Raw genomic sequence first — 21,254 nt, 5'->3', positions numbered from 1 at the left:
GCCTTCATATTCAAACGATTTTTTTCGATAATTTTCCTAACAGTATTTAGGGATAGTGGTTCATATTGGGTGACCGAAGTTGCTTTCTAAACGAAGCAAACTATCACTCTATTTTGCTTAGAGGCTTCACTCTGTCTCATTAAATATATAGTGATTCAAATAGGCATTCCGAAACTTGCCATTTGCATCATACTTCATAAGCAGCTGCTGAAAGGCAGGCATCTTCTCATAAAGTGACTGTATTTTGGCAGGGGAGGTAGTAAACAGTTTTCCCCAATGTGGCTTAGCCTGAAAAGGTTCTAGCTGGGCTTCAATGAGCGGAAGCACCTTCTGTACATCCGCCCATTTATCCTGCCACGTAAAGTGTATGGCAACGGAATCCTGCTTATAGGATGGGCTTAACCAAAGCTCGTCCTCGGCAATGGTCCGCACCTCGCATATTAATAAATGTGGCGCGATTTGTTCACGGATTTCACTAACCGCAGAAAGAGCGGCATAGGCATGCTCGCGGGCCATAATATATTCACTTTGCAGCTCTTGTCCTTTACTTGGGGTAAAATCCATTCGGAAGTGTGGCATGCGATCCAGCCAATCCCCTGGCACCCCTAGCTGGGCTGTACAATTTTCTGCTCCAACCCCAGGGACGGGATGGAGATTTTCTTTGGCGGCTTTTGCTCCATAAAAATCTTCTCCAAACGAAAACGTCTGATCATCCGGTACTTTGCTCTTCAGCCACACCTGGTTAAACCGCTCATCCTGCCAATCCGTAAACAAGCTAACGCTATACGCATTAGAAAAAATGGAATCAAAATCATGTTCTAGTTGTGCTAACGGAAGGTTCTCGTATACATCCTGCCTCATTTGATGACTTGGATGAACATCTAGTGTTAGCTTTGTGACGACACCTAATCCACCAAGTCCTACTACAGCACCATGTAATTCTTCATCGGATTTTTCTTTTGAAAAAGTGACAATACTTCCATCCGCAGTGACCACTTCCATCGCACGGACCGCTGCAGCTAAATTTTGATTACGATTTCCTGAACCATGTGTGGCCGTTGCAATAGCCCCAGCAACCGAAATGTGAGGAAGGGATGCAAGGTTATGTAAAGCTAAGCCATGTTGCTGAAGCACAGACCCCAGTTCACCATAGTTGATTCCTGCTTCCACGATCACCGTTTGTTTTTCTCGATCTATGGATATTACCCTGTTGAGCTTTTGCAAGGATACCATATTTTCCTCAGAATCTGCGATACTATTAAACGAGTGACGCGATCCGATCACACGCAGCTTTTTTAAACTTGAAACCAATTGTTGAACTTCTTCAACCGATTCAGGTTCATGCCAGTTAGTTGTACTATATTGATAATTACCTGCCCAATTTCTTTTCTTCTCCATGAGTCCCACTCCATTTTTACTTTTTTGCTTATCTCTTACTATACATGAAATGAAAGAGTTTTCAATTATTATAGTTTCTACGCTTTTCTTGCACTATGAAGTGAATTGTTTAGTGTTTTCCTTGTTCAATTGTTTCGTTTTCACAATGTAGGTTATATATAAGGATGAATTTAAAAATGCTTAAAGTGAGATAGGAGGGAACTTTTTGGTTAGTCTACTTCTTAAAATGACGGTATCGTTTTTCGCTGTGATGAATCCAATAGGGAATATTCCTATTTTTATTTCTCTTACCAACGGATATTCTCAACAGCAAAAGAAACATACGGCAAGGAAAGCGGCAATCGTTTCCTTGTGTATTCTTACTGTATTTCTGGTGCTTGGCAACTTCATATTTTCTATATTCGGTATTACTATCCATGCGTTTCGAGTTGCTGGAGGAATTCTTATTTTTGGAATTGCTTTTAATCTTTTGCATGCAAAGACTTCAAATGCACAGACACCGCATTCTGCAGAAAAAAAGGAAGCAGAAGAAAAGGAGGATATATCGATTACTCCTCTGGCACTGCCTATTATGGCTGGCCCTGGTACGATTGCAACTGTTATGGCACACACAGGTTCAGGTTCCTTTAACATCTCCAATCTAATCCTTGTGTTTATTGGATTTGCGCTAGTATTAGCACTTTCTTATGTGCTATTTTACTATTCAACTCCTGTTATTAACAAACTTGGACAAGGTGGTTTAAATGTTGTAACAAGAATAATGGGTTTGATCCTTGCTGTTATTTCTATCCAGATGATTGCAGAAGGTATAAAAGGTCTTTTCCCTCATTTGTAATACAAGTTCTTTAAATTCTTGGTTTCCAACTGTAAGTCGATTACTAGTTGAAATTCGGCTTTTTTTCATTTTCGTGGTGTCATTACTTAAGGTTAATGAACCTGATTTACGAGACTTTTTTATTTATCCGTTCGCGGATAGCGTGCGGACTCAAAAAAATTCTTAATAAAACATTTTGACCGATGATTTTAACCACCAATCTATTCATAGGTTTTGACATAAAAAAGTAGGGTAGTAAAAAATAGAGTATCAATAAAGTTGACAGGCTGAAGTCTTTTGAAGAATGTATTAATTTAAAAATGTTAGAACTTTTGATTTTGGCAAGGGGGAATCTCAAACGATGAAAAAGAAATGGTGGAAGGAAAGTGTAGTGTACCAAATCTATCCGTTGAGTTTTAAGGATTCTAACGGCGACGGTATTGGCGATCTACAGGGGATTATTTCAAAACTTGATTATTTAAAGGACTTAGGTATCGATGTAATTTGGATTTGCCCAATTTATCAGTCGCCCAATCACGATAACGGCTACGACATCAGTGATTACCGGGCCATTATGAAGCAATTCGGTACGATGGAGGATTTTGATGAACTGCTTGCACAAGCTCATGAACGGGGGCTTAAAATTATTATGGATTTGGTAATTAACCATACATCGGACGAGCATCCATGGTTTATTGAATCTCGTTCTTCTCTTGATAATCCTAAACGGGATTATTATATCTGGAGAAAAGGGAAAAACGGCGGGCCGCCAAATAATTGGGAATCCTATTTTAGCGGATCGGTTTGGGAATATGATGAAACGACAGAAGAGTACTATCTGCACCTGTATACGAAAAATCAGCCAGACCTAAATTGGGAAAATGAAAATGTCATCCGGGATGTGGAGGAGATGGTACGCTGGTGGCTGGATAAGGGTGTTGACGGATTCCGTATGGATGCCATTGCTCACATAGTCAAAGCTGAAAATCTTCCAGATGCTCCTAATCCAAACAACCTCCCCTATGTGAGGGCCTACTCATTATTTTCCAACCTAGAAAAGGTACATACGCTGCTTCGAGATCTGAATGATAAAGTATTGTATAAGTATGACATCATGACTGTGGGCGAAACCTCCGGGCTCGGCCCTGAGCAGGCGTTAAACTATATTGGTAACGAACGGCATGAACTGAATATGGTGTTCCAATTCGAGCATATGCTGCTGGATTCTGCAACAGGAGGAACCGGTAAATGGGAGCTGACGCCCTGGAATTTGCTCGATTTAAAAAACATTATGAGTAAATGGCAGACAGTCCTTCACGAAAAAGGGTGGAATGCCAATTATCTTTGTAATCATGACCAGCCTCGCTCAGTTTCCCGCTTTGGTAATGATGGTAAATATAGAAAAGAATCTGCGAAAATGTTAGCGACCTTCCTATTGACCTTAGAAGGAACGCCATATATCTATCAAGGAGAGGAAATTGGGATGACAAATCCTCAATTCCAATCGATTCATGAGTATCGGGATATTGAGACGCTTAACTATTACCAACAGGCTGTTGAGTCTGGAACTCCAATTGATACGATTATGGAGGCGATTTGGAAAAAAAGCCGGGATAATTCGCGTACTCCCATGCAGTGGGATGATTCCCATGCCGCAGGATTTACGACGGGGACGCCTTGGATAAAGGTAAATGCTAATTATCAGGAAGTCAATGTCCAAGAAGCGCTGAAGGATGAAAATTCGATCTATCATTATTACCGAAAGCTCATTGATTTGAGGAAAAAGCATGAGGGGTTAGTGTACGGAGAATATAAGCTTTTGTTGCCTCTTGACCCGGATCTCTACGTCTATACACGCAAATATGAAGAAGAAGAGTTTTTGATCATCATGAATTTCTTTGATCGAACGCCTGTATTTAGATTGCCCGAAGAATTGAGCAGTCTTTCAGCGGAGCTGTTACTTTCAAATTACCATGTGGAGAAAGAGGATTTGCACGAAATAACCTTCCGTGCTTATGAAGCACGGGTATATAAATTAAAGAGCAGGGAATAAAATTTCTCGAGATATGAAGGGTAAAAACAGGAAAATCCATGAGAATAAATGGAAACGAAAATATCTCTATAAAAGAAACTTAAGTTAAAGGGAAAGCAGACATTTATAATGATACAAATTTATAAGGGGGGTCTTTTTTGTTTGATTCAATCGTTCATTGGGTAATTAAAAAGTAATTACTTTAATGAGGGGCTGATAATTTGAATAAGTATGATTTATTTAACCAAATTGTCCTGAACAATGGCAATGTACGATTATCTCCCATTTCATCTAAAGAAGAAGCAGAAGAAATCATTTTTCTGGCGCATCAATTAGAACATGAAGGAAAAATATCATTAGTAGAATTCTGTATGGAAAAAGATCCAATAGCCGTTTCATTAAAAACTAATTATAAATGATAAACCGGAAGCCTAATTAGGCTTCTGGTTATTTTTAGTGGATGTATTTCAAATATCCTCTTGAAAGTATTTGAATAGAACATTTGTTCGTGTATAATAAGGGTATAAAGAAACGAGGAGATAAACGCGAATGGCTTTCGAGGCGTTATGAAGAGACAGTTCACCATTGTAATGCCGAAGATGGAGCGGGATTATTGGAAGTATTAGGAGCAGCAGCCTAAGCCGTTTATGGTAGTGATTTGAAAACCAAAACAACATGAAGACATAAAACAGAGACTAAAGGTTACCTCCGTTTCTAATGCAGTAAGCAGGTTAACGTTAAATGGCAACACTGAAAAACTCTCTTTGAAAGTGAATATTCACAAGGATTTTTATAATATTTTAGGAGGCAAAATATGTCTATTCAATTTAATGATTTTCAAAGATTTAATCAGAACCTTGTATCTATTCAGCAAGAACAACTAGCACTAAAGCGTTACATTGAACGTTCAAACGAGCGAGAACGAATGGATGATAACCAAAATAACAAGAATCCATCGGAAATTGATACACCAGAGAGAATTTCTGCTCGAAAGAAAATAATAAACCCTCGTGATGGACTAGCTTTTGAAAGGATATTTGGGGAGAATGATTTATTTCCAATTTCTTATTTTGAAGCAGGGCTTAAAGCAGCGAAGCCAGTCTGTAGAATTGAGGTACGTGATAGAATTGGTCGAATTCTTGGATACGGCACTGGTTTTCTTGTTTCTTCCAATCTATTACTAACAAATAATCATGTATTAGAAAACGAGGATTCTGCGCTTTTTAGTGTTGCACAATTTAACTATGAAATGGATCTTGATCAAAGGGAACGTCCGATTAAAAGCTTCCGCTTTAAACCTAATATTCTATTTATTACAGACCAGAAGTTAGATTTTACTTTAGTAGCTATTGAAGAGATCTCAGCAGATGGTTCGAAATCCAGTGATTTTGGATTCTTACCATTACTTCCTCAAAAAGGGAAGGTTTTACTTGGTGAATATGTATCCATTATTCAACATCCATCAGGCGCTCCAAAAGCTGTAGCCTTTAGAGAAAATAAAATTATTGATATATTTGATGATTATATTCATTACTCAACAGATACGCAGCCGGGATCTTCCGGTTCCCCCGTTTTTAACGATCAATGGATAGTTGTTGGCCTGCATCATGCAGGTGTTCCGGATCCGAATGATACTACTAATTACATATCCAATGAGTCTATCAGAATTAGTAGTATTTTAAAATTTGTTATGGAGCAGAGTGAAATTTTAAGTGATGAAAAGAAAGCGTTAATTGATGGCATTGTTCATAACAGGGAAGAAATTGATACAAAAAATGAAGAATCGCATGATGAAATTTCGACTGGTTATGATACTAAATTTCTTGGAAACAACTATGAAGTTCCTCATCCAACATTTCGTTCCGACCTTAAAGGAGACATAGTTACACAGAAGAACGGTGACACTGTGTTAAACTATACACATTTTTCAATCGTTATGAGTAAGTCTAGGCGTCTAGCCTACTATACTGTAGTTAACATTGATGGAAACAAGCTAGTGAACATTGGTCGTGAAAATAAATGGACGTTTGATCCACGTATTGAAGAAAAATATCAGTGCGGGCCAGAACTTTACGAGAATAATGATATTGATAGAGGTCATCTTGTACGCAGAAGAGATCCTGTTTGGGGAGATAATGCCAATGAGGCAAATAAGGATACATTTCACTATACGAATTCTTCTCCACAACATAAGGATTTAAATCAGAAGACATGGTTGGATTTAGAAGATTATATCTTAGAAAATGCTGATAAATTTAATTTGAAAGTTACCGTGTTTACAGGACCAGTATTTCGGGGTGACGATATAATCTATCGAAACGTTAAAATACCTGCAGAATTTTGGAAAGTTGCTGTTCTTGTTCAGGCAAATGGGGAACTATCTGCGACTGCCTATTTGCAAACTCAAAAAAATTTAATCGATAATTTGGAATTTGCTTATGGAGAATTTAAAACATACCAAGTAAAAGTTTCAACTATTGAAAACTTAACTGGCCTTGACTTTGGAAACCTAAGGAATCACGATCCATTGGAACGAATTGAAACTACTGCAGCAGGTCGCGTTATTAATAACTCTAAAGATATACTTTTGTAAATAATGTTTAATCATAAACTAACAGAGGGAGTATGATACTTCCTCTGTCTCTGCTTATTTAAATGATATAAGAAGTGAGCTTTTTCAATTGATAAATGAAGTTAAATCAAAAATACAGTATTTCAACTAATACTGTTTAGAAGTGTATCCGTAAATCATTAGCTCATCCTGAAATACAAAGATTGGATGAGGAATTTGACTATTAGTGTGACAGGGTGGTTGACGAATTAAATACGGCAATAAAGATAATAAATGAATAAATCCTTTAAAGGGATGTTTTTTCAAATATTAGGGATAGACCTAAACATACTTTACTTGAGGTTTATCCCTTTTTTATTTTATTTTCTAGACAAACTTACATCCCTATTTTTGCGGTTTTTGACCTCATCCATCTTTTTGTAAAAGCTTTCTTCCAAATCAATTTCAAAGTAATTGGCAAATTTAATAATATAGGCTAAGCAATCCGCAAATTCCTTTCCTAAATCTTCCTTTGCATTTTCCTTCGCTAAATCAAAAGCTTTACTTTCATTCATTCCTTTTAAAATATGACTATTGGTAGAATTAAATGCTTTTCTAAGTTCTTCTGCGACTTCAGCTACCTCAGTTGTTAGGAGCATATAGTTGTTCAATAGGGAAGCTCGTGATTTCTCATAACTTTCATTATTAATTTCCCAATTCATTTCCTCATGATATTTTTTTAAAAACTTCTGCATTTCCTTCATTGTGGCACCTCTGTCGTAAATGATAATTTTAAATGAATATTAGGTATAGGTAACAAAGAGTTCAAGATTTATTATAAATGAAAGGTGCGAAAAATTCCCAAACAAATACATTTTGTTGAAGAAGAGTCGTTTCAAAGGTTTCATAGAGATATGGAAGGGTAATAATACCTGAGAATTTAACCTATTGGTGGGAATGGCATGTAAAGAATTTTGTAAATTTGAATATAGTATAAATTTTCCAATATCCCTCATTAATAGTTTATTTTATAATCAATTATAGTATAATAGTTTCAGAAAATCCTGCAAAAGTACAACAAAGTTAGTTAAAGGCAAACTTACTGTAAGGTGAGGGCGCAAAGAACGGATTTAAGGTTATAACCATAACTATGATTGCCGGGTTACCGAATAATGATAAAATCTCATCGGCTATTCTAAAGGGAATAGTCTTATTTTTTTAATATATAAAGATTGGGGTATTCAAATGAATGTTAGATCTATTGCTTCCCTATCCGAAGAAAATACAATACATACAATATTCGATAGCCCGGAGCTAACGATTTGGTATAAAGACGTACAAGAAGATACTTTATGGATTTCTAAAGGTATTGCTTCTATATATGGGTATACACAAGATTATATTATGAAGAATCCAACAATATTGTTAGAGTCGGTTTACCCGGAAGACAAATGGATCATTGAAAATGCACTATGTAAGCAATTATTAGGGGATTCAACAGATGTAGAATATCGGATCATTCGTTCTGATGGTGAAGTTCGATGGGTGCAAGAACTTTCTCATTCAATCTTAGATGAAGCAGGAAAGGTTATCGCCATAAGCGGTTCTGTACGTGACATTACCTTACAAAAGAGAAATACTCTGAAATTACAAAAACAGCTTAAAATGAAGGAAGACCAAGAACATAGAGATATAAATGATCAACGATATAAATCGCTCTTTGAACATAATACCAATTGTGTATACTCGTTTGATTTAGATGGTAATTTTACTAGCTGTAATAGTGTTTGTGAAGAAGCAACGGGGTATCGTAAGGAAGAATTATTAAAGCCAATGAATTTTAAGGAAATGATTGTCCCTGAAAAACTAGTAGAAGTATTAAATCATTTTGCACGATGCATAAAAGGAGAGGCACAAAATTTTAGAACCTCTATATTAGATAGGAAGGGTTCGATTATTCATTTAAATGTGACAGTGGTACCTATTTTCGTAAATGAAGGAGTTAATGGTGTTTTTGGGATAGCCCAGAACATTACTAAACAAGTGGAAATAGAAAAAGCAAATGAACATATGGCATATCATGATTATTTAACAGGTTTGCCAAATCGCAATAAATTAAATGCAAGTCTAACAAGCGAACTGGTCAGTGCAGCAAAAAGAGAACAAAAAATGGCTGTTTTATTTATGGATCTTGACCGGTTTAAAGTGGTCAATGATACCCTCGGTCACAATACAGGTGACGAATTGCTCAAAGAGGTAGCCCAACGTCTTAGCTTATCTTTAAATGATAAAGACATCGTTTTTAGGCAAGGTGGAGATGAATTTATTATTATTCTGAAAAATGCTGATCGAGATGTGGCTGCAAAGGTGAGCAGGAGAATGATGGATGTTGTGGCTGCTCCAATTAGGATTCAAAATTATGATATCTATACTTCTCCGAGCATTGGAATCAGTATTTTCCCAGAAGATGGTAAGACGGTGGAAACCTTAATTAAGCGTGCTGATTTTGCTATGTACCAAGCTAAAAAGGAAGGGAAAAATAATTTTAAGTTTTATTCATCATATAATCAGGCTTATAATATCAATCCCTTGAAATTGGAAATGGATCTTCATAAAGCGGTTGAACAAGGGGAGTTACTCCTTCACTATCAGCCAAAAGTGAGTTTGAAAACAGGAAAAATTGTAGGTGTAGAAGCCTTAATCCGCTGGAACCATCCAGAATGGGGCCAGGTATCACCTGGAACCTTTATTCCAATTGCAGAAGAAACAGGACTAATTATTCCTATTGGTGAATGGGCTTTATATACTGCTTGTAAGCAAAATAAAGAGTGGCAGCAAAAAGGATTTCACACCACGATTTCTGTCAATCTATCAGCCAAGCAATTTACTCTTTCTAATTTAGATGAAACAGTTGCCAGGATCCTAAATGAGACAAGGCTAGAACCTCGATATTTGGAATTAGAAATTACCGAAAGCATAACAGCTAATATAGAACGTACCATTACAACCCTACAAAAGCTTAAAAGGATTGGAGTTCGCATTAGTATTGATGATTTTGGGACTGGCTTTAGTTCTTTAAATGATTTACAAAAATTTCCTTTGGATACTTTGAAGATTGATCAGTCCTTTGTACGGAGACTGCAAAATAATCCGAATGATGAAACGATTATTAAAACCATTATTTCCATGGCCCATAATTTGAATTTAAATGTGGTTGCAGAGGGAATTGAAACAAAGGAGCAACTTGTGTTTTTACAGGAACATCTTTGTGATGAAGGACAAGGATATCTATTTACGAAACCACTTTTAGAAAACGAATTAGAAAATTCGATAATGGACATTCAAAACGTTGTCAAGGAATATGGAATCTCGCAGGATGTTAATGAACGCATGTGGTCTGAAGAATTGGTACGCATCGCAAGAAAAGAATTAAATGAAACGATTCGATTACAGCAGGGTATGACATTTAAATTTAAAAACATAGACGGGAAATTTATTCACACCTTGTGTGATGGTGAACTATTGTATCGCTTAGGCCTTATTCCGAGTCTTGTAGTAGGAAAACAGTTGAAGGATTTTCTTCCGGAAGAGATGGCAGTGAAAAAGCAAGTATACTACCAGAGAGCGTGGAATGGTGAAGAAAATGTAAATTATGAAGATGAGCTTAATGGAATTTCGTATCTAGCAGCGTTAAGCCCAATTAAACGTGGTGGCGAAGTGGTGGAAGTAATTGGCTCATGTATCGATATTACCGATCGAAAGAAGGCTGAAAAAGCTTTGCTGGAAAGTGAAACGAAATACCGCCTAATTGCTGAAAACATGACCGATTTAATTATTTTATTCGATTTAAATCGGAAAGGTATCTATGCATCCCCATCACACGAAAACGTACTTGGTTATTCATCTGAATATTTTGAAGGAAATAGTACATTAGATCTTATTCATCCTGAGGATGTGGACATTACCATGCGTCAATTCGCAGAGGTGATCAGGACTAAATTACCTGTTAAAGCTGAGTTTAGGCTGTTACATGCAAATGGTGAATGGAAATTATTTGATTGTACAGGAACACCAGTCATGGGTGAAAATGACCAAGTGGAACATATTATGGTTGTATCAAAAGATATTACAGAGAAAAGAAAAGCGGAAGAAATGCTAAGGAATGCTGAGAAATTGTCGTTAGTTGGGGAGTTGGCCGCAGGAGTTGCACATGAGATCAGAAATCCTCTAACATCTATAAAAGGGTTTATCCAGTTATTCCGGGAAGGTTTCGTAAAACCTGAATACTTTAACGTCATCCTGGCCGAGTTTAATAGGGTTGAGGAGATAATAAAAGAATTTCTTACACTAGCCAAACCACAAGAAATCCAACCTAAACTAGTAAATATCCCTTTATTGTTAAAAGAAATTGAAACATTACTAGAATCAGAAACACTCCTTAATGATGTTAACTTTTCGATTGAAATAGAACAGGACCTCCCATTGGTTATGTGTGATGCCAATCAAATGAAACAAGTATTAATCAACCTATGCAAGAATAGTTTTGAAGCAACAGATATAAAGGATAATGGTTTCATAGGAATCAAAGCTTTTATCAATCAGGATCATCTCATCATTCAGATAAGGGATAATGGTGTCGGAATTAGCGAAGAACGATTAAAAAGACTAGGAGAGCCTTTCTATAGCAACAAAGAAAAAGGAACGGGTTTAGGGTTGATGACCTGCTTCAGGATTATCAAACAACATAAGGGAACACTGACATTTGATAGCAAAGAAAATCAAGGTACAACAGTTGAGATTAGGCTACCATTGGGTCTAGTTGAGAATAATTACTCAAATAGTACACAAAACGGATGACTATTTGAACCTCCTTAGAAATCAAGAATCAGAGGACTAAAGATTCAGTAGGCTGATCAATACCAAAATAAACAATCTAGTAAAAAGAAGGAATTATATTATGGTGTAATTATCCAATAAAGAGGGTTAATTATGTCAGAGAATATTCTTTTTTCAATTTTTCCATTTGTGACTATCTTATTTTATATTGCTCCTGTTGTGTTTATAATTTGGTTTTTAATAAAGTTCCTAAAAATACAGCAGGAAAAGAACAATATCCTAAAATCTATTTCTGAAAAGCTAGATAATCTAAAAAATTAAAAACGGGGTAAATGTTTAACATAAATAATGTGAAGTAATAGTTGGATAGTAGTCTAAAGACATCTGCAAGATATTAAGGCAGATGTCTTTTTTATTTGAAAAAGCATGTAATTTAAAATTTCAAATTAATTAAATGGAAGTCTATAGAGGTTTTTATTTTTTTAAATAATATCTGTATAATCAATGTTTGTAAGTGGTTTTTGTATGGATGGGGGAAATCGTAAGATAAACTATAAGAACTAGATAGATTATTACAAATACTACAAAATTATGATAGTATCATTTTATATATAAAATCATTAGTAGATACGTTTATATACGGAGGTAAGAGATGAATAACTGTCTATTTGATTTCGTTAGAGAATTTTCCGATGAATTAGCCGATCTTGCACATCGAATTGAAGCCCAATTATTCAATCAACCCCAGTCAGCATTGATCCAGGCTCGTTTATATTGTGAGAAACTTGTTAAGAAAATTAGCGATACAGAGAGCTTGGAGGCTATCTATCCTTTAAAGCCTGCAGAACGAATACATAAATTATATCGTCAAGACATTATTCCGGAAGAGATTTATTTGAAGCTGGAGTGGATCCGGAAGATGGGGAATAAAGCAGCACATGATTTAAAAGAAATAGAGTTAAAGGATATTTTGGAAGCTCACAAGTTATTATTTGAAATCAGTGTATGGTATATGGAAGTGTATGTTAGCCATCAATTTACAGCTCCGAAGTATCAGCTTCCTGTTAACGTCCATCAAGAAACCAATTCATTGGAACTAAATGACTTGGATGCATTACTTAAGCCTTACTTTGATCAGACCTTGCAAAAAGTCGATGAGATGAGGGAAGTGTTTGAACGACAATTAGAAGCAATAAAAGCCGACAAAGAAAACATTTCTGATATCAATGCAGAAACTGGAAGTCCACAACAGCAGGAAGATAAATATGCAGATGATAAAGAGAGTATGGTATTAGGTTCTGGAGAAAGGTTACCCCTCAGCAAGGAAAAAGAAAATATAGTAAGTATATTTAAAAAGTATAACTTTAATAAAAACTATGAAACCACTAAAGCAATAGAGTTAGAGCATTTAAACAGTAAAGAACTTGTTTATTTGATTAATAACAAAAAAACAAGCATTGTTTTAAATCCAAAGACTATTGAAATGAATGATGATTTAAAAAGTACAGGAAAAAAATTTAGTAGTACGGCATTAAAACAATTTCCAAAGGCAATAAATAAGGGGAAAACTCCTATAAACTATGGGTATTTATATAATTTTGGAACAGATGATGAATTAGAAACATTTTTACAAAATTTAAATGATGTTCATCTGGTGAAAATAAAACATTAAAAGGATGAAATATCATGGAGGGAAAACGAATGAAATTTCCAAATGATGCTGATGGAGATGCCTTGCAAAGTCTCTATAAAGATGGAGTGAATTTTAAAAAACCACAATCAGTCGAATTTTTTGTGGCCGTCCCTGATCAAACAACAGGTGAAAAATTATCGCAGGTACTAAAAGGAGAAGGGTTCAATTGTTTTTTAGAGCAAGACGACGAAACAGACGAGTGGGCATGCTGTTGCTCAAAAAGAATGCTTTTGAATTATAATGAATTAATTAACATCCAGAAGAAATTAGACAACATAAGTAAACCACTGGGTGGTTATTCTGATGGTTGGGGCGTTTTTGTCGATTAATGGATTTCGATATCGAAACAGTAAATTGTTATCCTGGAGGTTTATGTAATATTAAGGAGAAAAAACCTTTTGGTGAAGTTCTAGATTGGGTTGCTGAGGCAGCCCTATTTGTGTGACCTTTAATCCTTTGGTTTTCTTGTTTGGGTTGGACGGACCTAGGAATGCGCCTATGAATTTGTACATAAATCTATATGGAGAATAATAAAACAGGTGGGATGCATATGGACACCAATGATTTCCATAAAGAGCTCCATCACTATTACACAAAAATACGTGAAACGAATCATCCCTATTATTGGTATTGTTTGGCTAATACGCAGGCCAGAGCCGGATTAACAACTGAAGCCATGCAAACAATTGATATGGCATTGTCTTTTCCCAATCCTTATCCTTCAAAGCACAAACTTTTAGAAATGCGGGCAGGAATACAATCAGCTGATTCAAGACAAATACATCCCAATCGTCCAACCATAGTAACCGTCAAGAGGGGAGATATTGATGGGGACGGGATACAGGATAATGTCTTTCTAACTGCCAATAAAACCCCTGATAGTCCATTTTGGAAAGACATTACATTGGTTGTCCAAAATGGCAAGACCCATCACTATGACCACATTCATTTTAAAAATAACTCTGGCTACAATCCCACTCTTTTTCTAGGTAATTTTACGAGTAAAAAGGGCGATGATATTTTAATAGTCATTGACACCGGTGGAAGCGGCGGCACAATTTATGCGTATATCTATTCTTATATGAACGGTCAATTGAGGCAGATTTTTGATTCGGATGCATTCAATGATTCTTATAAGTACTATGTGACATTTGAAAATCAATATAGAGTAAAGGTAATCAGTCATTATCTAAAAGAAAAGTATATTCTTGATCTTACTTATAAGGGGAAGGAATATTTATCGGAGATTTATAACCCCCAAGGTATTTTAAATGCTCCCATTAATGGGTGGGTGAATCCTTTGTCTGGATTATATCCAATTGATTTTAACAGAGATAATCTATATGAACTTCAAGCCTATCAACGGATTGCTGGCAGGTACAATGCGGACAGTCTGGGAACTGTACTGACTGTATTGAAATGGAACGGTCAGGATTTTGCTCCTGAAAGGCAAACAGTGGCCATTTTTGGCGGGGGACTGGAATAATGGGCCATATAAAAGGAAGTAAATTACTAAGGATCCATTGGTATCTGCCGATTATTTAGAAGACTTTTCTATTTTTCCTAAAATGATTATTTTGCGAGTGAATATAACTTTTTAAAAGTCTCAAGTAATATTTTTGTTAAAAAGGATATATAACATAAATTAAGAGCAGTGGAGAAAAATATCCCACTGCTCTTATCACTATTTCGATAAAATCTTTGTGCTCTGTTTGGATAATCTAATAAGTTTTGTTTCACTAACAAATGTTGAACCCAACAGGAGTGCACCACCCAGTATTTGATTACTAGTCATTTGTTCATGGAGAATAATAGCGGAAATCAATATAGCTACAAATGGGTCTACATAACTTAGCATAGCTATACTTTGTCCTTTTAATCCTTCCATACCAGAGAAAAATAACCAAAACCCAATTCCTGTATTGATAATCCCTAAAATGAAAATAAAAGGAATGGAAGAGCTTGATACTTCAAAGATAACAAAGCCTTTAGTAAAGAAAACATATGGCAATAGAAGTAAAGTAGTTGTTCCAAGCTGTATGATGGTCAACTCTAACTTTCCCATATCTTTAATAAATTTATTTAGAAGCAATAACGCAGCATAAAATGCAGCTGCGATTAATCCAAAGGAAAGTCCCAGAAGGTCATCTGAGCTGGATGCTCTGACGCCTTCTCCTATAATCATAAACATCCCTATGATCGCTACACCAATACAAACCATTTTCTTGATGGATAATTGTTCCCGAAGTACAAAGGGAGAAAGAATCATCACAAATACAGGTGCAAAGTAATAACCTAGTGTTGCATTGGCAATTGTCGTATGGTCATACGATTGATAAAGAAAAATCCAATTTCCTCCCAATGCAATACTTGAAAGAATCAAAAATAAAGCATTGGATTTAACTAGCTTCCATGATATTTTTTTCTTAATGATGAAGAATATGAACAGTAAAAATAAGCATCCTATGAAACTGCTTAGTAAAGCTCTTTCGCTCGAAGATAGATCAATGTTTCGAACAACTATACCAATTGTACCGAAAATAATCATTGATAATATAAACTGAATTTTAGATGTCATCGTCTACTCCTACGAATCTGCTTATATTTCGCAGATTCTTAATCTGTTTTTAATTCTTTTTATGAATTTCGATCACTTTCGGAATGTGCTTTTAGACCGTTTCTTATAGATGAGAATTGTAGCTGTCTGGTGCTTTGTTCATAATATCACTCACAAAAAACATCGTTAAACACCTTTTCCTTTCCTAACTTGAATAATGAATAGCAATAATATATCATACTCACATACATAACAAAAACGGATGTTTAGCATGATATGTATGACAAAACCAGATGGAAAGAGGAAAGAGATATGAATATCCAAAAATATATGGCGTTTGTCAAAGCAGTGGAATTGGGTAGTTTTACAAAAGCTGCCGAAACATTGGACTATTCACAGTCTGGGATTAGCCGTATGATTAACGATTTAGAAAAGGAATGGGGGGGGTCCCTTTTAGAAAGAGGACGTACGGGTATCAATTTAACCTCGGATGGTTATAAGTTACTGCCCCAATTAAAGCGAATTTGCAATGAGTATGAAATCTTAATGAAGCAAATCGAAGACTTACACAATATGGAATCTGGGATGATTCGGATTGGGACATTTTCCAGCGTAGCATCACATTGGCTCCCTAACATTATTAAAATTTTTAAGAAGGATTATCCAAAGATAGATTTTGAATTTCTGCTAGGTGATTATACAGAAATTGAGAGCTGGATACTAAATGGGCGTGTTGACTTCGGATTTTTGCGGCTATCTCCAAAAGCAGACCTTGAAACCATCTTTTTGGAACAAGACCGTTTGCTGGTAGTGCTTCCACAAAATCATCCCCTTGCTAATTGCGAAAAGTTTCCCATCAACGGCTTACTGAACAGTCCGTTTATGCTGTTGGAGAAGGGGGCAAAAGCAGAAATCTCCGAAATTTTTGAGAGACACCAAATTTCGCCCAATGTTAATTTTACAACATGGGATGACTATGCCATTATGTCTATGGTGGAAAATGGGCTAGGAATCAGTATATTACCTGAATTGATATTACAGCGTATTCCTCACAAAATTATAGCGAAAGAGCTTGAGGTTCCTGCTTTTAGAAATATTGGTGTTGCTATGAGAGAACAAAAATCACTTTCACTTGCGTCTAAGAAATTTTTAGAATATTTATCATATAGGAACAGAGAGTGAATGATTGTTGACTAATAAATTCAACCATAGTACAAAAGGAAGCATCAATTGCTAGAAAGCATTTGATATTTTTGAATTTTAAATCTATATGTAGTTCTGCCAAAAAATTTATACATTCAACCAATCCCACTCAATTCTTTCACCATTATACTCAAAACCAATTGGTTTATATTGAATCTGTCCTGTTGCATGCTTTTCGTTAAGCATCTCGTCATAATACTGAAAAAATTTCTCTTTCAAGATTCCATAGTAGTAACCAATCGGGTTTTTTACTACATTTGTCAACTTCAGTTTTCTAATTAGCTGCTTAAAGGATTGGATGGCAAGATTAACAATAAGATCAGTTTCTTGATCTAATTCATAGCCATAGGCAGTGATTTGGGCCATATGCCAATATTCTTCAATCACTTTTGCATCGGGAAAGAAGCATTTAACGATCTCAACGAAAGGCTGTGGAACACGATTGCTTACATAAGTGTAATCCAATTTAGACGGTTCTTCTTTACGTTTTTTTATCTTTTGATCTTTTTCAGTTTTTAAAAGATTAATAGTTTCTTTAGGGCGGGTCATGCTTTCTTGTTTGGGTGGTTCAGTAGAAGGAAAACGATTAAATACATAGAGATTGCTGGATTGAGAACCGTTGCTCCTTTCAGTTTCATAGACAGAGAAAAGCCCCAATTTTTTGCCTTTAAGAATCATCCGTTTAAAAGTCGAACGGGAAAGGATGTTTTCTCTAGATTGTTGATTAATCGCTTTTAAAATGGTTCCAATTTTGGCATTACAAACACCAGGGATTTTGGCAGAGAACCGCACTAAGCCTTTTAATCCTATGATTTCACCTTTGGAAAAATCCTTCTTGTGATCGAGCAACCACATTTCCATATGGCGGTTAAACTCCTTTAAACTTTCGAATTGCGAAAACGGCTTAAATCCCTCAATATTGCCAGATCTTAAATTCATACGATTAGCCACCTTATCACATAATCTAGGCCAGCTAACGTGGCATCCCACACTTCTGGCATTTCTAAGATAGCGGTTTTGGCTAAAGAATTCGAATTTCAAAATTTTGAATTTGGAGCCACTTTTTGCATCAAAAACCCATTTTTGGGCACCAAATTCGAAATTTGGAGCCGTTTTTTTGCAATTTGGCTTATTTTTATATCAATTTTATTAGTTGAATAAATTCAGATGTTTTATTTAAAGAATTGGCTATAATTTAATTATACATAAGCAGCAGATTTTAAAGGTAGCGAGTCAATATTTATAAAGGAGATTGAGCTATGACAGAATTTTGGGAATCAAGTTTTATAGAAAATCAAATGATGTGGGGATTTGAACCATCAGACTCCGCCATTTTGACAAAGGACTTTTTCCTTGAAAAGAAAGTTAAGGATCTATTGATTCCTGGTATTGGATATGGTAGGAATGCAAAGGTGTTTATTGACAACGGAATGAATGTAACGGGTATTGAAATCTCCAAAACAGCGATTGATTTGGCAAGGCAAAATGGTCTTGAGATGAATATTTTTCATGGTTCAGTAACGGACATGCCTTTTGATCATAAACTTTATGACGGAATATTTTGTTATGCCCTTATTCACTTATTGAATAGTCACGATAGAGAAAAGTTTATTCAAGATTGTTATAATCAGTTAAAGCCAAACGGGTATATGATTTTTACTACTATTTCGAAGGAAGCCCCCATGTTCGGAAAGGGTAAACAACTGGGTAAAGACTATTTCGAGATTATGGAAGGGGTAAAAATGTTTTTTTATGATGCTGACTCGATCAAACAGGAATTTGGAAACTATGGACTGGTAGAGTTTTCGGAAATTGTTGAGCCACATAAGAATATGGAAAATAAGCCTCCATTTAAATTTATCATGGTAAAATGTCAAAAAGAATCATAGAGCTTTTACATAACCTGAAAGATAAACACCTTCACGTAAAAAAGCTATAAAATCAATTAAATTGCAAAAGACGCCTTCCAAAATCACATTTGGAAGGCGTTTTTGATGTTTGCATAAAAAAATGCCTTCAAATGAGAAAATAAGAAGCTCGCTGTAGCCCAAATGGATAAATTCCAATTAATTAACTATAATAATATTATGTAAACCTAGTTAGCGTTTGATTTTTATTAAATGGTAGAGGATTCCATTCATTATTGTAGAAGTAATTCAGAGGAGATGTTTGTTTTGTGTATTTGATTAATGGAGAGACAATACTTTGAGAAAAGTAGGTAATATGAGGTGGTACAATCAAGCGATTCTTGTATCAATGAAAATCAAACACCCAAAAAATATAAACTAATGGATGCGAATAATAAACCATTTTTGAGTGATACACCCGGAACTTTTGGCGGTCATTGAAAAATAAAGACATATTAAAAGGACATAATCCAACCGAATTATGTCCTCATTAAAAACTGAGGGTTTATTAAATCGAACTTCAGTCATTCTTTTCGAATGATCTTCTTATGAATGGGTAATAAAAAACCGAAAGCGATCAGAAAAACAATAATGGAAATGTACCAATTCCATCCTTTGTATTTCAAATACCCAACATAGACCATCCCAAATTCGATTAAAAGCGCAATGATAGTGAAACAAAATGTTAATTTCCATTTATTATTAGTAGTAAGGTAATTTAAATAAAGGATTGCAAGTGAGCTTGGTATAAACGTATAACTAAGAAGATCTCCAATTCCAGCTTTTTTGGGGTCTCCAATATCAAAAAGGTCGAGTTCCCTGGCAATTAGACCATCACTAAACCATGTACCAAATCCTACAACCGCAAATGTAATATAGATTTCTCTCCAAGAGATATTTTTTTTCGGGATTATTAAGGCAATTAGTGCAAATAGTAAACTTGCTGTAACAGGAAACCATAATCCCTTTGCTCCTAAGTCCAAGTTCTCTAAAAATTGCTGCATTTGATTTTTTCCCCTTTAAGTTTATATGGTTATTTTTAACTATTGGTAAGGGTTATATACTGTGTGGAGGCATTCTATCTTACATGTTGAATCAAACGGGAGTATAGCCCATGCAAAAGTCAGGCTTGGAAAAATAATTCCGGCCTGTTTTTTCTAACAAACCAGAATATATGAAATCGTTACCAATACCCTCCTTAAAGAATGACTCTTCCATTCAGACTTATCCTATTTCGGAATATTTAACAAATTTATAATTATAATACTATTAGGACTTTTTGAGATGACAACATTGAATATTAAAAATATTAAATGGATGGGGGTTTTATTTTGTTCACTAAAAAAATGTATGGATCACTTTTACTAGCAGGGGTACTCACCACAGGTGTGCTGGCAGGCTGCGACAGCAGTTCAAGTACTGATAATGCAACGAAGGACACAACCGCAACACAAACTATTAAAGTTGCCGCTGATACTACTTTTCCACCTTTTGAATCTGAAAAAGATGGAAAGGTCCAAGGGTTTGACATTGATATGATTAATGCCATTGCAAAGAAAGAAAATCTTAAAGTTGAACTTTCTACCATGCAATTCACTGGACTTATTCCTGCCCTTCAAGCTAAATCAGTCGATGTAGCTGTTGCTGGGATCACCATTAAGAAAAGCCGTTTAACAGCTGTAGACTTTTCAAATGCTTACTACAAATCCGGGATTTCCGTACTTACGAAAAAGAGTTCATCTGCCAAAAGTCTAACCGACCTTAAGACTAAGCTTGTAGCAACGAAAAAAGGAACATCTTCAGTTGACTTGTTAAAGTCCAAAGGAATTCCAGAGAAAAATATTAAGCAATTTGACAATATTAATGATGCCTATAGTGCACTGGCAAGCGGTGGTGCGGATGCTGTTGTCTTCGATACCCCTGTTAACCAGGATTATGCGAATACTCACTCAGATGTTCATGCCATTCAATCTATTCCAACTGGAGAGTATTACGGAATAGCTGTAGTAAAAAACAATCCGGATCTATTGAAAAAAATAAATGATGGATTAAAGGCAATTAAAGATGATGGTCAATATGCAAAGCTATTTGATAAATACTTTGGTGGAGATAAAAGTGGAGTTGTAAACGAGGAACTCGCTCCAGATAAGGCTGCATTAGACGAGTAAACAGATACATCTAACATACTACTATTTATGGGGCGTAGCTCTCGATTGCTACGCCTATCTGTCTAGGAAAACATGTTATTCTAGCAAAATATTTG

The 21,254-nt window shown here is 35.5% G+C and carries 17 protein-coding genes and 1 riboswitch; of the genes, 12 read left to right on the top strand and 5 right to left on the bottom strand.

The window, feature by feature from the left end; translation table 11 throughout:
• Positions 1–126: 126 nt before the first annotated feature.
• Positions 127–1,398, bottom strand: coding sequence for an FAD-binding protein (locus JOC76_RS22915; RefSeq protein WP_205181094.1), 1,272 nt, complete (start codon positions 1,396–1,398; stop codon positions 127–129).
• 205 nt (positions 1,399–1,603) lie between these two features.
• On the opposite strand from JOC76_RS22915, the gene JOC76_RS22910 reads away from it, so the two are divergent.
• The 5 genes from JOC76_RS22910 (at position 1,604) to JOC76_RS22895 (ending at position 6,837) form a co-directional block, all read left to right on the top strand.
• Positions 1,604–2,233 (top strand): MarC family protein, encoded by a 630-nt coding sequence (locus tag JOC76_RS22910; protein WP_205181093.1) that lies wholly within the window; start codon positions 1,604–1,606, stop codon positions 2,231–2,233.
• 340 nt (positions 2,234–2,573) lie between these two features.
• A complete protein-coding gene (locus JOC76_RS22905) occupies positions 2,574–4,265 on the top strand; it encodes an alpha-glucosidase (RefSeq protein WP_205181092.1) in 1,692 nt (563 codons plus the stop codon).
• Positions 4,266–4,465: 200 nt separating this feature from the next.
• The gene (locus JOC76_RS22900) at positions 4,466–4,663 is read left to right on the top strand and encodes a hypothetical protein (protein WP_205181091.1); all 198 of its coding nucleotides are present in this window, start codon (positions 4,466–4,468) and stop codon (positions 4,661–4,663) included.
• Between the two features lie 89 nt (positions 4,664–4,752).
• Positions 4,753–4,884, top strand: a complete 132-nt coding sequence (locus JOC76_RS30590; protein ID WP_275591403.1) for a hypothetical protein — start codon at positions 4,753–4,755, stop codon at positions 4,882–4,884.
• 174 nt (positions 4,885–5,058) lie between these two features.
• Positions 5,059–6,837, top strand: coding sequence for a DNA/RNA non-specific endonuclease (locus JOC76_RS22895; protein WP_205181090.1), 1,779 nt, complete (start codon positions 5,059–5,061; stop codon positions 6,835–6,837).
• 338 nt (positions 6,838–7,175) lie between these two features.
• Here the strand turns inward: JOC76_RS22895 and JOC76_RS22890 are convergent, their stop codons facing one another.
• Positions 7,176–7,559, bottom strand: coding sequence for a MazG nucleotide pyrophosphohydrolase domain-containing protein (locus JOC76_RS22890; RefSeq protein WP_205181089.1), 384 nt, complete (start codon positions 7,557–7,559; stop codon positions 7,176–7,178).
• Positions 7,560–7,877: 318 nt separating this feature from the next.
• A riboswitch (cyclic di-GMP riboswitch) is annotated at positions 7,878–7,965 on the top strand.
• A 75-nt stretch (positions 7,966–8,040) separates the two neighbouring features.
• On the opposite strand from JOC76_RS22890, the gene JOC76_RS22885 reads away from it, so the two are divergent.
• From JOC76_RS22885 to JOC76_RS22870, 4 genes are all read left to right on the top strand, one after another.
• Entirely contained in the window at positions 8,041–11,652 is a 3,612-nt protein-coding gene (locus JOC76_RS22885) for an EAL domain-containing protein (RefSeq protein WP_205181088.1), read from the top strand.
• Between the two features lie 631 nt (positions 11,653–12,283).
• Entirely contained in the window at positions 12,284–13,303 is a 1,020-nt protein-coding gene (locus tag JOC76_RS22880) for a DUF4145 domain-containing protein (protein ID WP_205181087.1), read from the top strand.
• A gap of 29 nt (positions 13,304–13,332) precedes the next feature.
• Positions 13,333–13,653, top strand: coding sequence for a ribonuclease E inhibitor RraB (locus JOC76_RS22875; protein ID WP_239557914.1), 321 nt, complete (start codon positions 13,333–13,335; stop codon positions 13,651–13,653).
• Positions 13,654–14,066: 413 nt separating this feature from the next.
• The gene (locus tag JOC76_RS22870; RefSeq protein WP_239557921.1) at positions 14,067–14,810 is read left to right on the top strand and encodes a YybI family spore inner coat protein; all 744 of its coding nucleotides are present in this window, start codon (positions 14,067–14,069) and stop codon (positions 14,808–14,810) included.
• 198 nt (positions 14,811–15,008) lie between these two features.
• Here the strand turns inward: JOC76_RS22870 and JOC76_RS22865 are convergent, their stop codons facing one another.
• Positions 15,009–15,902 (bottom strand): DMT family transporter, encoded by an 894-nt coding sequence (locus JOC76_RS22865; RefSeq protein ID WP_205181084.1) that lies wholly within the window; start codon positions 15,900–15,902, stop codon positions 15,009–15,011.
• A gap of 291 nt (positions 15,903–16,193) precedes the next feature.
• Here JOC76_RS22865 and JOC76_RS22860 point away from each other — a divergent pair, with 291 nt between their 5' ends.
• On the top strand, positions 16,194–17,063 hold the full coding sequence (locus JOC76_RS22860) for a LysR family transcriptional regulator (RefSeq protein ID WP_205181083.1): 870 nt from the start codon (positions 16,194–16,196) through the stop codon (positions 17,061–17,063).
• Positions 17,064–17,171: 108 nt separating this feature from the next.
• Here the strand turns inward: JOC76_RS22860 and JOC76_RS22855 are convergent, their stop codons facing one another.
• Positions 17,172–18,023, bottom strand: coding sequence for a hypothetical protein (locus tag JOC76_RS22855; RefSeq protein WP_239557913.1), 852 nt, complete (start codon positions 18,021–18,023; stop codon positions 17,172–17,174).
• Positions 18,024–18,343: 320 nt separating this feature from the next.
• On the opposite strand from JOC76_RS22855, the gene JOC76_RS22850 reads away from it, so the two are divergent.
• On the top strand, positions 18,344–18,973 hold the full coding sequence (locus JOC76_RS22850) for a class I SAM-dependent methyltransferase (protein WP_205181082.1): 630 nt from the start codon (positions 18,344–18,346) through the stop codon (positions 18,971–18,973).
• A 542-nt stretch (positions 18,974–19,515) separates the two neighbouring features.
• On the opposite strand, the gene JOC76_RS22845 is transcribed toward JOC76_RS22850, so the two are convergent.
• Positions 19,516–19,995, bottom strand: coding sequence for a hypothetical protein (locus tag JOC76_RS22845; protein WP_205181081.1), 480 nt, complete (start codon positions 19,993–19,995; stop codon positions 19,516–19,518).
• A gap of 327 nt (positions 19,996–20,322) precedes the next feature.
• Between JOC76_RS22845 and JOC76_RS22840 the strand changes: the two genes are divergently transcribed.
• A complete protein-coding gene (locus tag JOC76_RS22840) occupies positions 20,323–21,159 on the top strand; it encodes a basic amino acid ABC transporter substrate-binding protein (RefSeq protein ID WP_205181080.1) in 837 nt (278 codons plus the stop codon).
• The last annotated feature ends 95 nt before the right edge of the window (positions 21,160–21,254 follow it).

The sequence above is a fragment of the Neobacillus cucumis genome, from assembly GCF_016908975.1.
GTDB lineage: Bacteria > Bacillota > Bacilli > Bacillales > Cytobacillaceae > Neobacillus > Neobacillus cucumis.
Note: the sequence above shows the minus strand (reverse complement) of the source record. Positions and strands in the feature narration are given on the sequence as shown.

What these genes read in the sequence shown, in the direction of transcription:
- JOC76_RS22905 (WP_205181092.1), top strand. Translation starts at nt 2,574, where the DNA reads ATGAAAAAGAAATGGTGGAAGGAAAGTGTAGTGTACCAAATCTATCCG.
- JOC76_RS22860 (WP_205181083.1), top strand. Translation starts at nt 16,194, where the DNA reads ATGAATATCCAAAAATATATGGCGTTTGTCAAAGCAGTGGAATTGGGT.
- JOC76_RS22875 (WP_239557914.1), top strand. Translation starts at nt 13,333, where the DNA reads ATGAAATTTCCAAATGATGCTGATGGAGATGCCTTGCAAAGTCTCTAT.
- JOC76_RS22880 (WP_205181087.1), top strand. Translation starts at nt 12,284, where the DNA reads ATGAATAACTGTCTATTTGATTTCGTTAGAGAATTTTCCGATGAATTA.
- JOC76_RS22915 (WP_205181094.1), bottom strand. Translation starts at nt 1,398, where the DNA reads ATGGAGAAGAAAAGAAATTGGGCAGGTAATTATCAATATAGTACAACT.
- JOC76_RS22845 (WP_205181081.1), bottom strand. Translation starts at nt 19,995, where the DNA reads ATGCAGCAATTTTTAGAGAACTTGGACTTAGGAGCAAAGGGATTATGG.
- JOC76_RS22885 (WP_205181088.1), top strand. Translation starts at nt 8,041, where the DNA reads ATGAATGTTAGATCTATTGCTTCCCTATCCGAAGAAAATACAATACAT.
- JOC76_RS22850 (WP_205181082.1), top strand. Translation starts at nt 18,344, where the DNA reads ATGACAGAATTTTGGGAATCAAGTTTTATAGAAAATCAAATGATGTGG.
- JOC76_RS22895 (WP_205181090.1), top strand. Translation starts at nt 5,059, where the DNA reads ATGTCTATTCAATTTAATGATTTTCAAAGATTTAATCAGAACCTTGTA.
- JOC76_RS22890 (WP_205181089.1), bottom strand. Translation starts at nt 7,559, where the DNA reads ATGAAGGAAATGCAGAAGTTTTTAAAAAAATATCATGAGGAAATGAAT.
- JOC76_RS22870 (WP_239557921.1), top strand. Translation starts at nt 14,067, where the DNA reads ATGCGGGCAGGAATACAATCAGCTGATTCAAGACAAATACATCCCAAT.
- JOC76_RS22855 (WP_239557913.1), bottom strand. Translation starts at nt 18,023, where the DNA reads ATGAATTTAAGATCTGGCAATATTGAGGGATTTAAGCCGTTTTCGCAA.
- JOC76_RS22865 (WP_205181084.1), bottom strand. Translation starts at nt 15,902, where the DNA reads ATGACATCTAAAATTCAGTTTATATTATCAATGATTATTTTCGGTACA.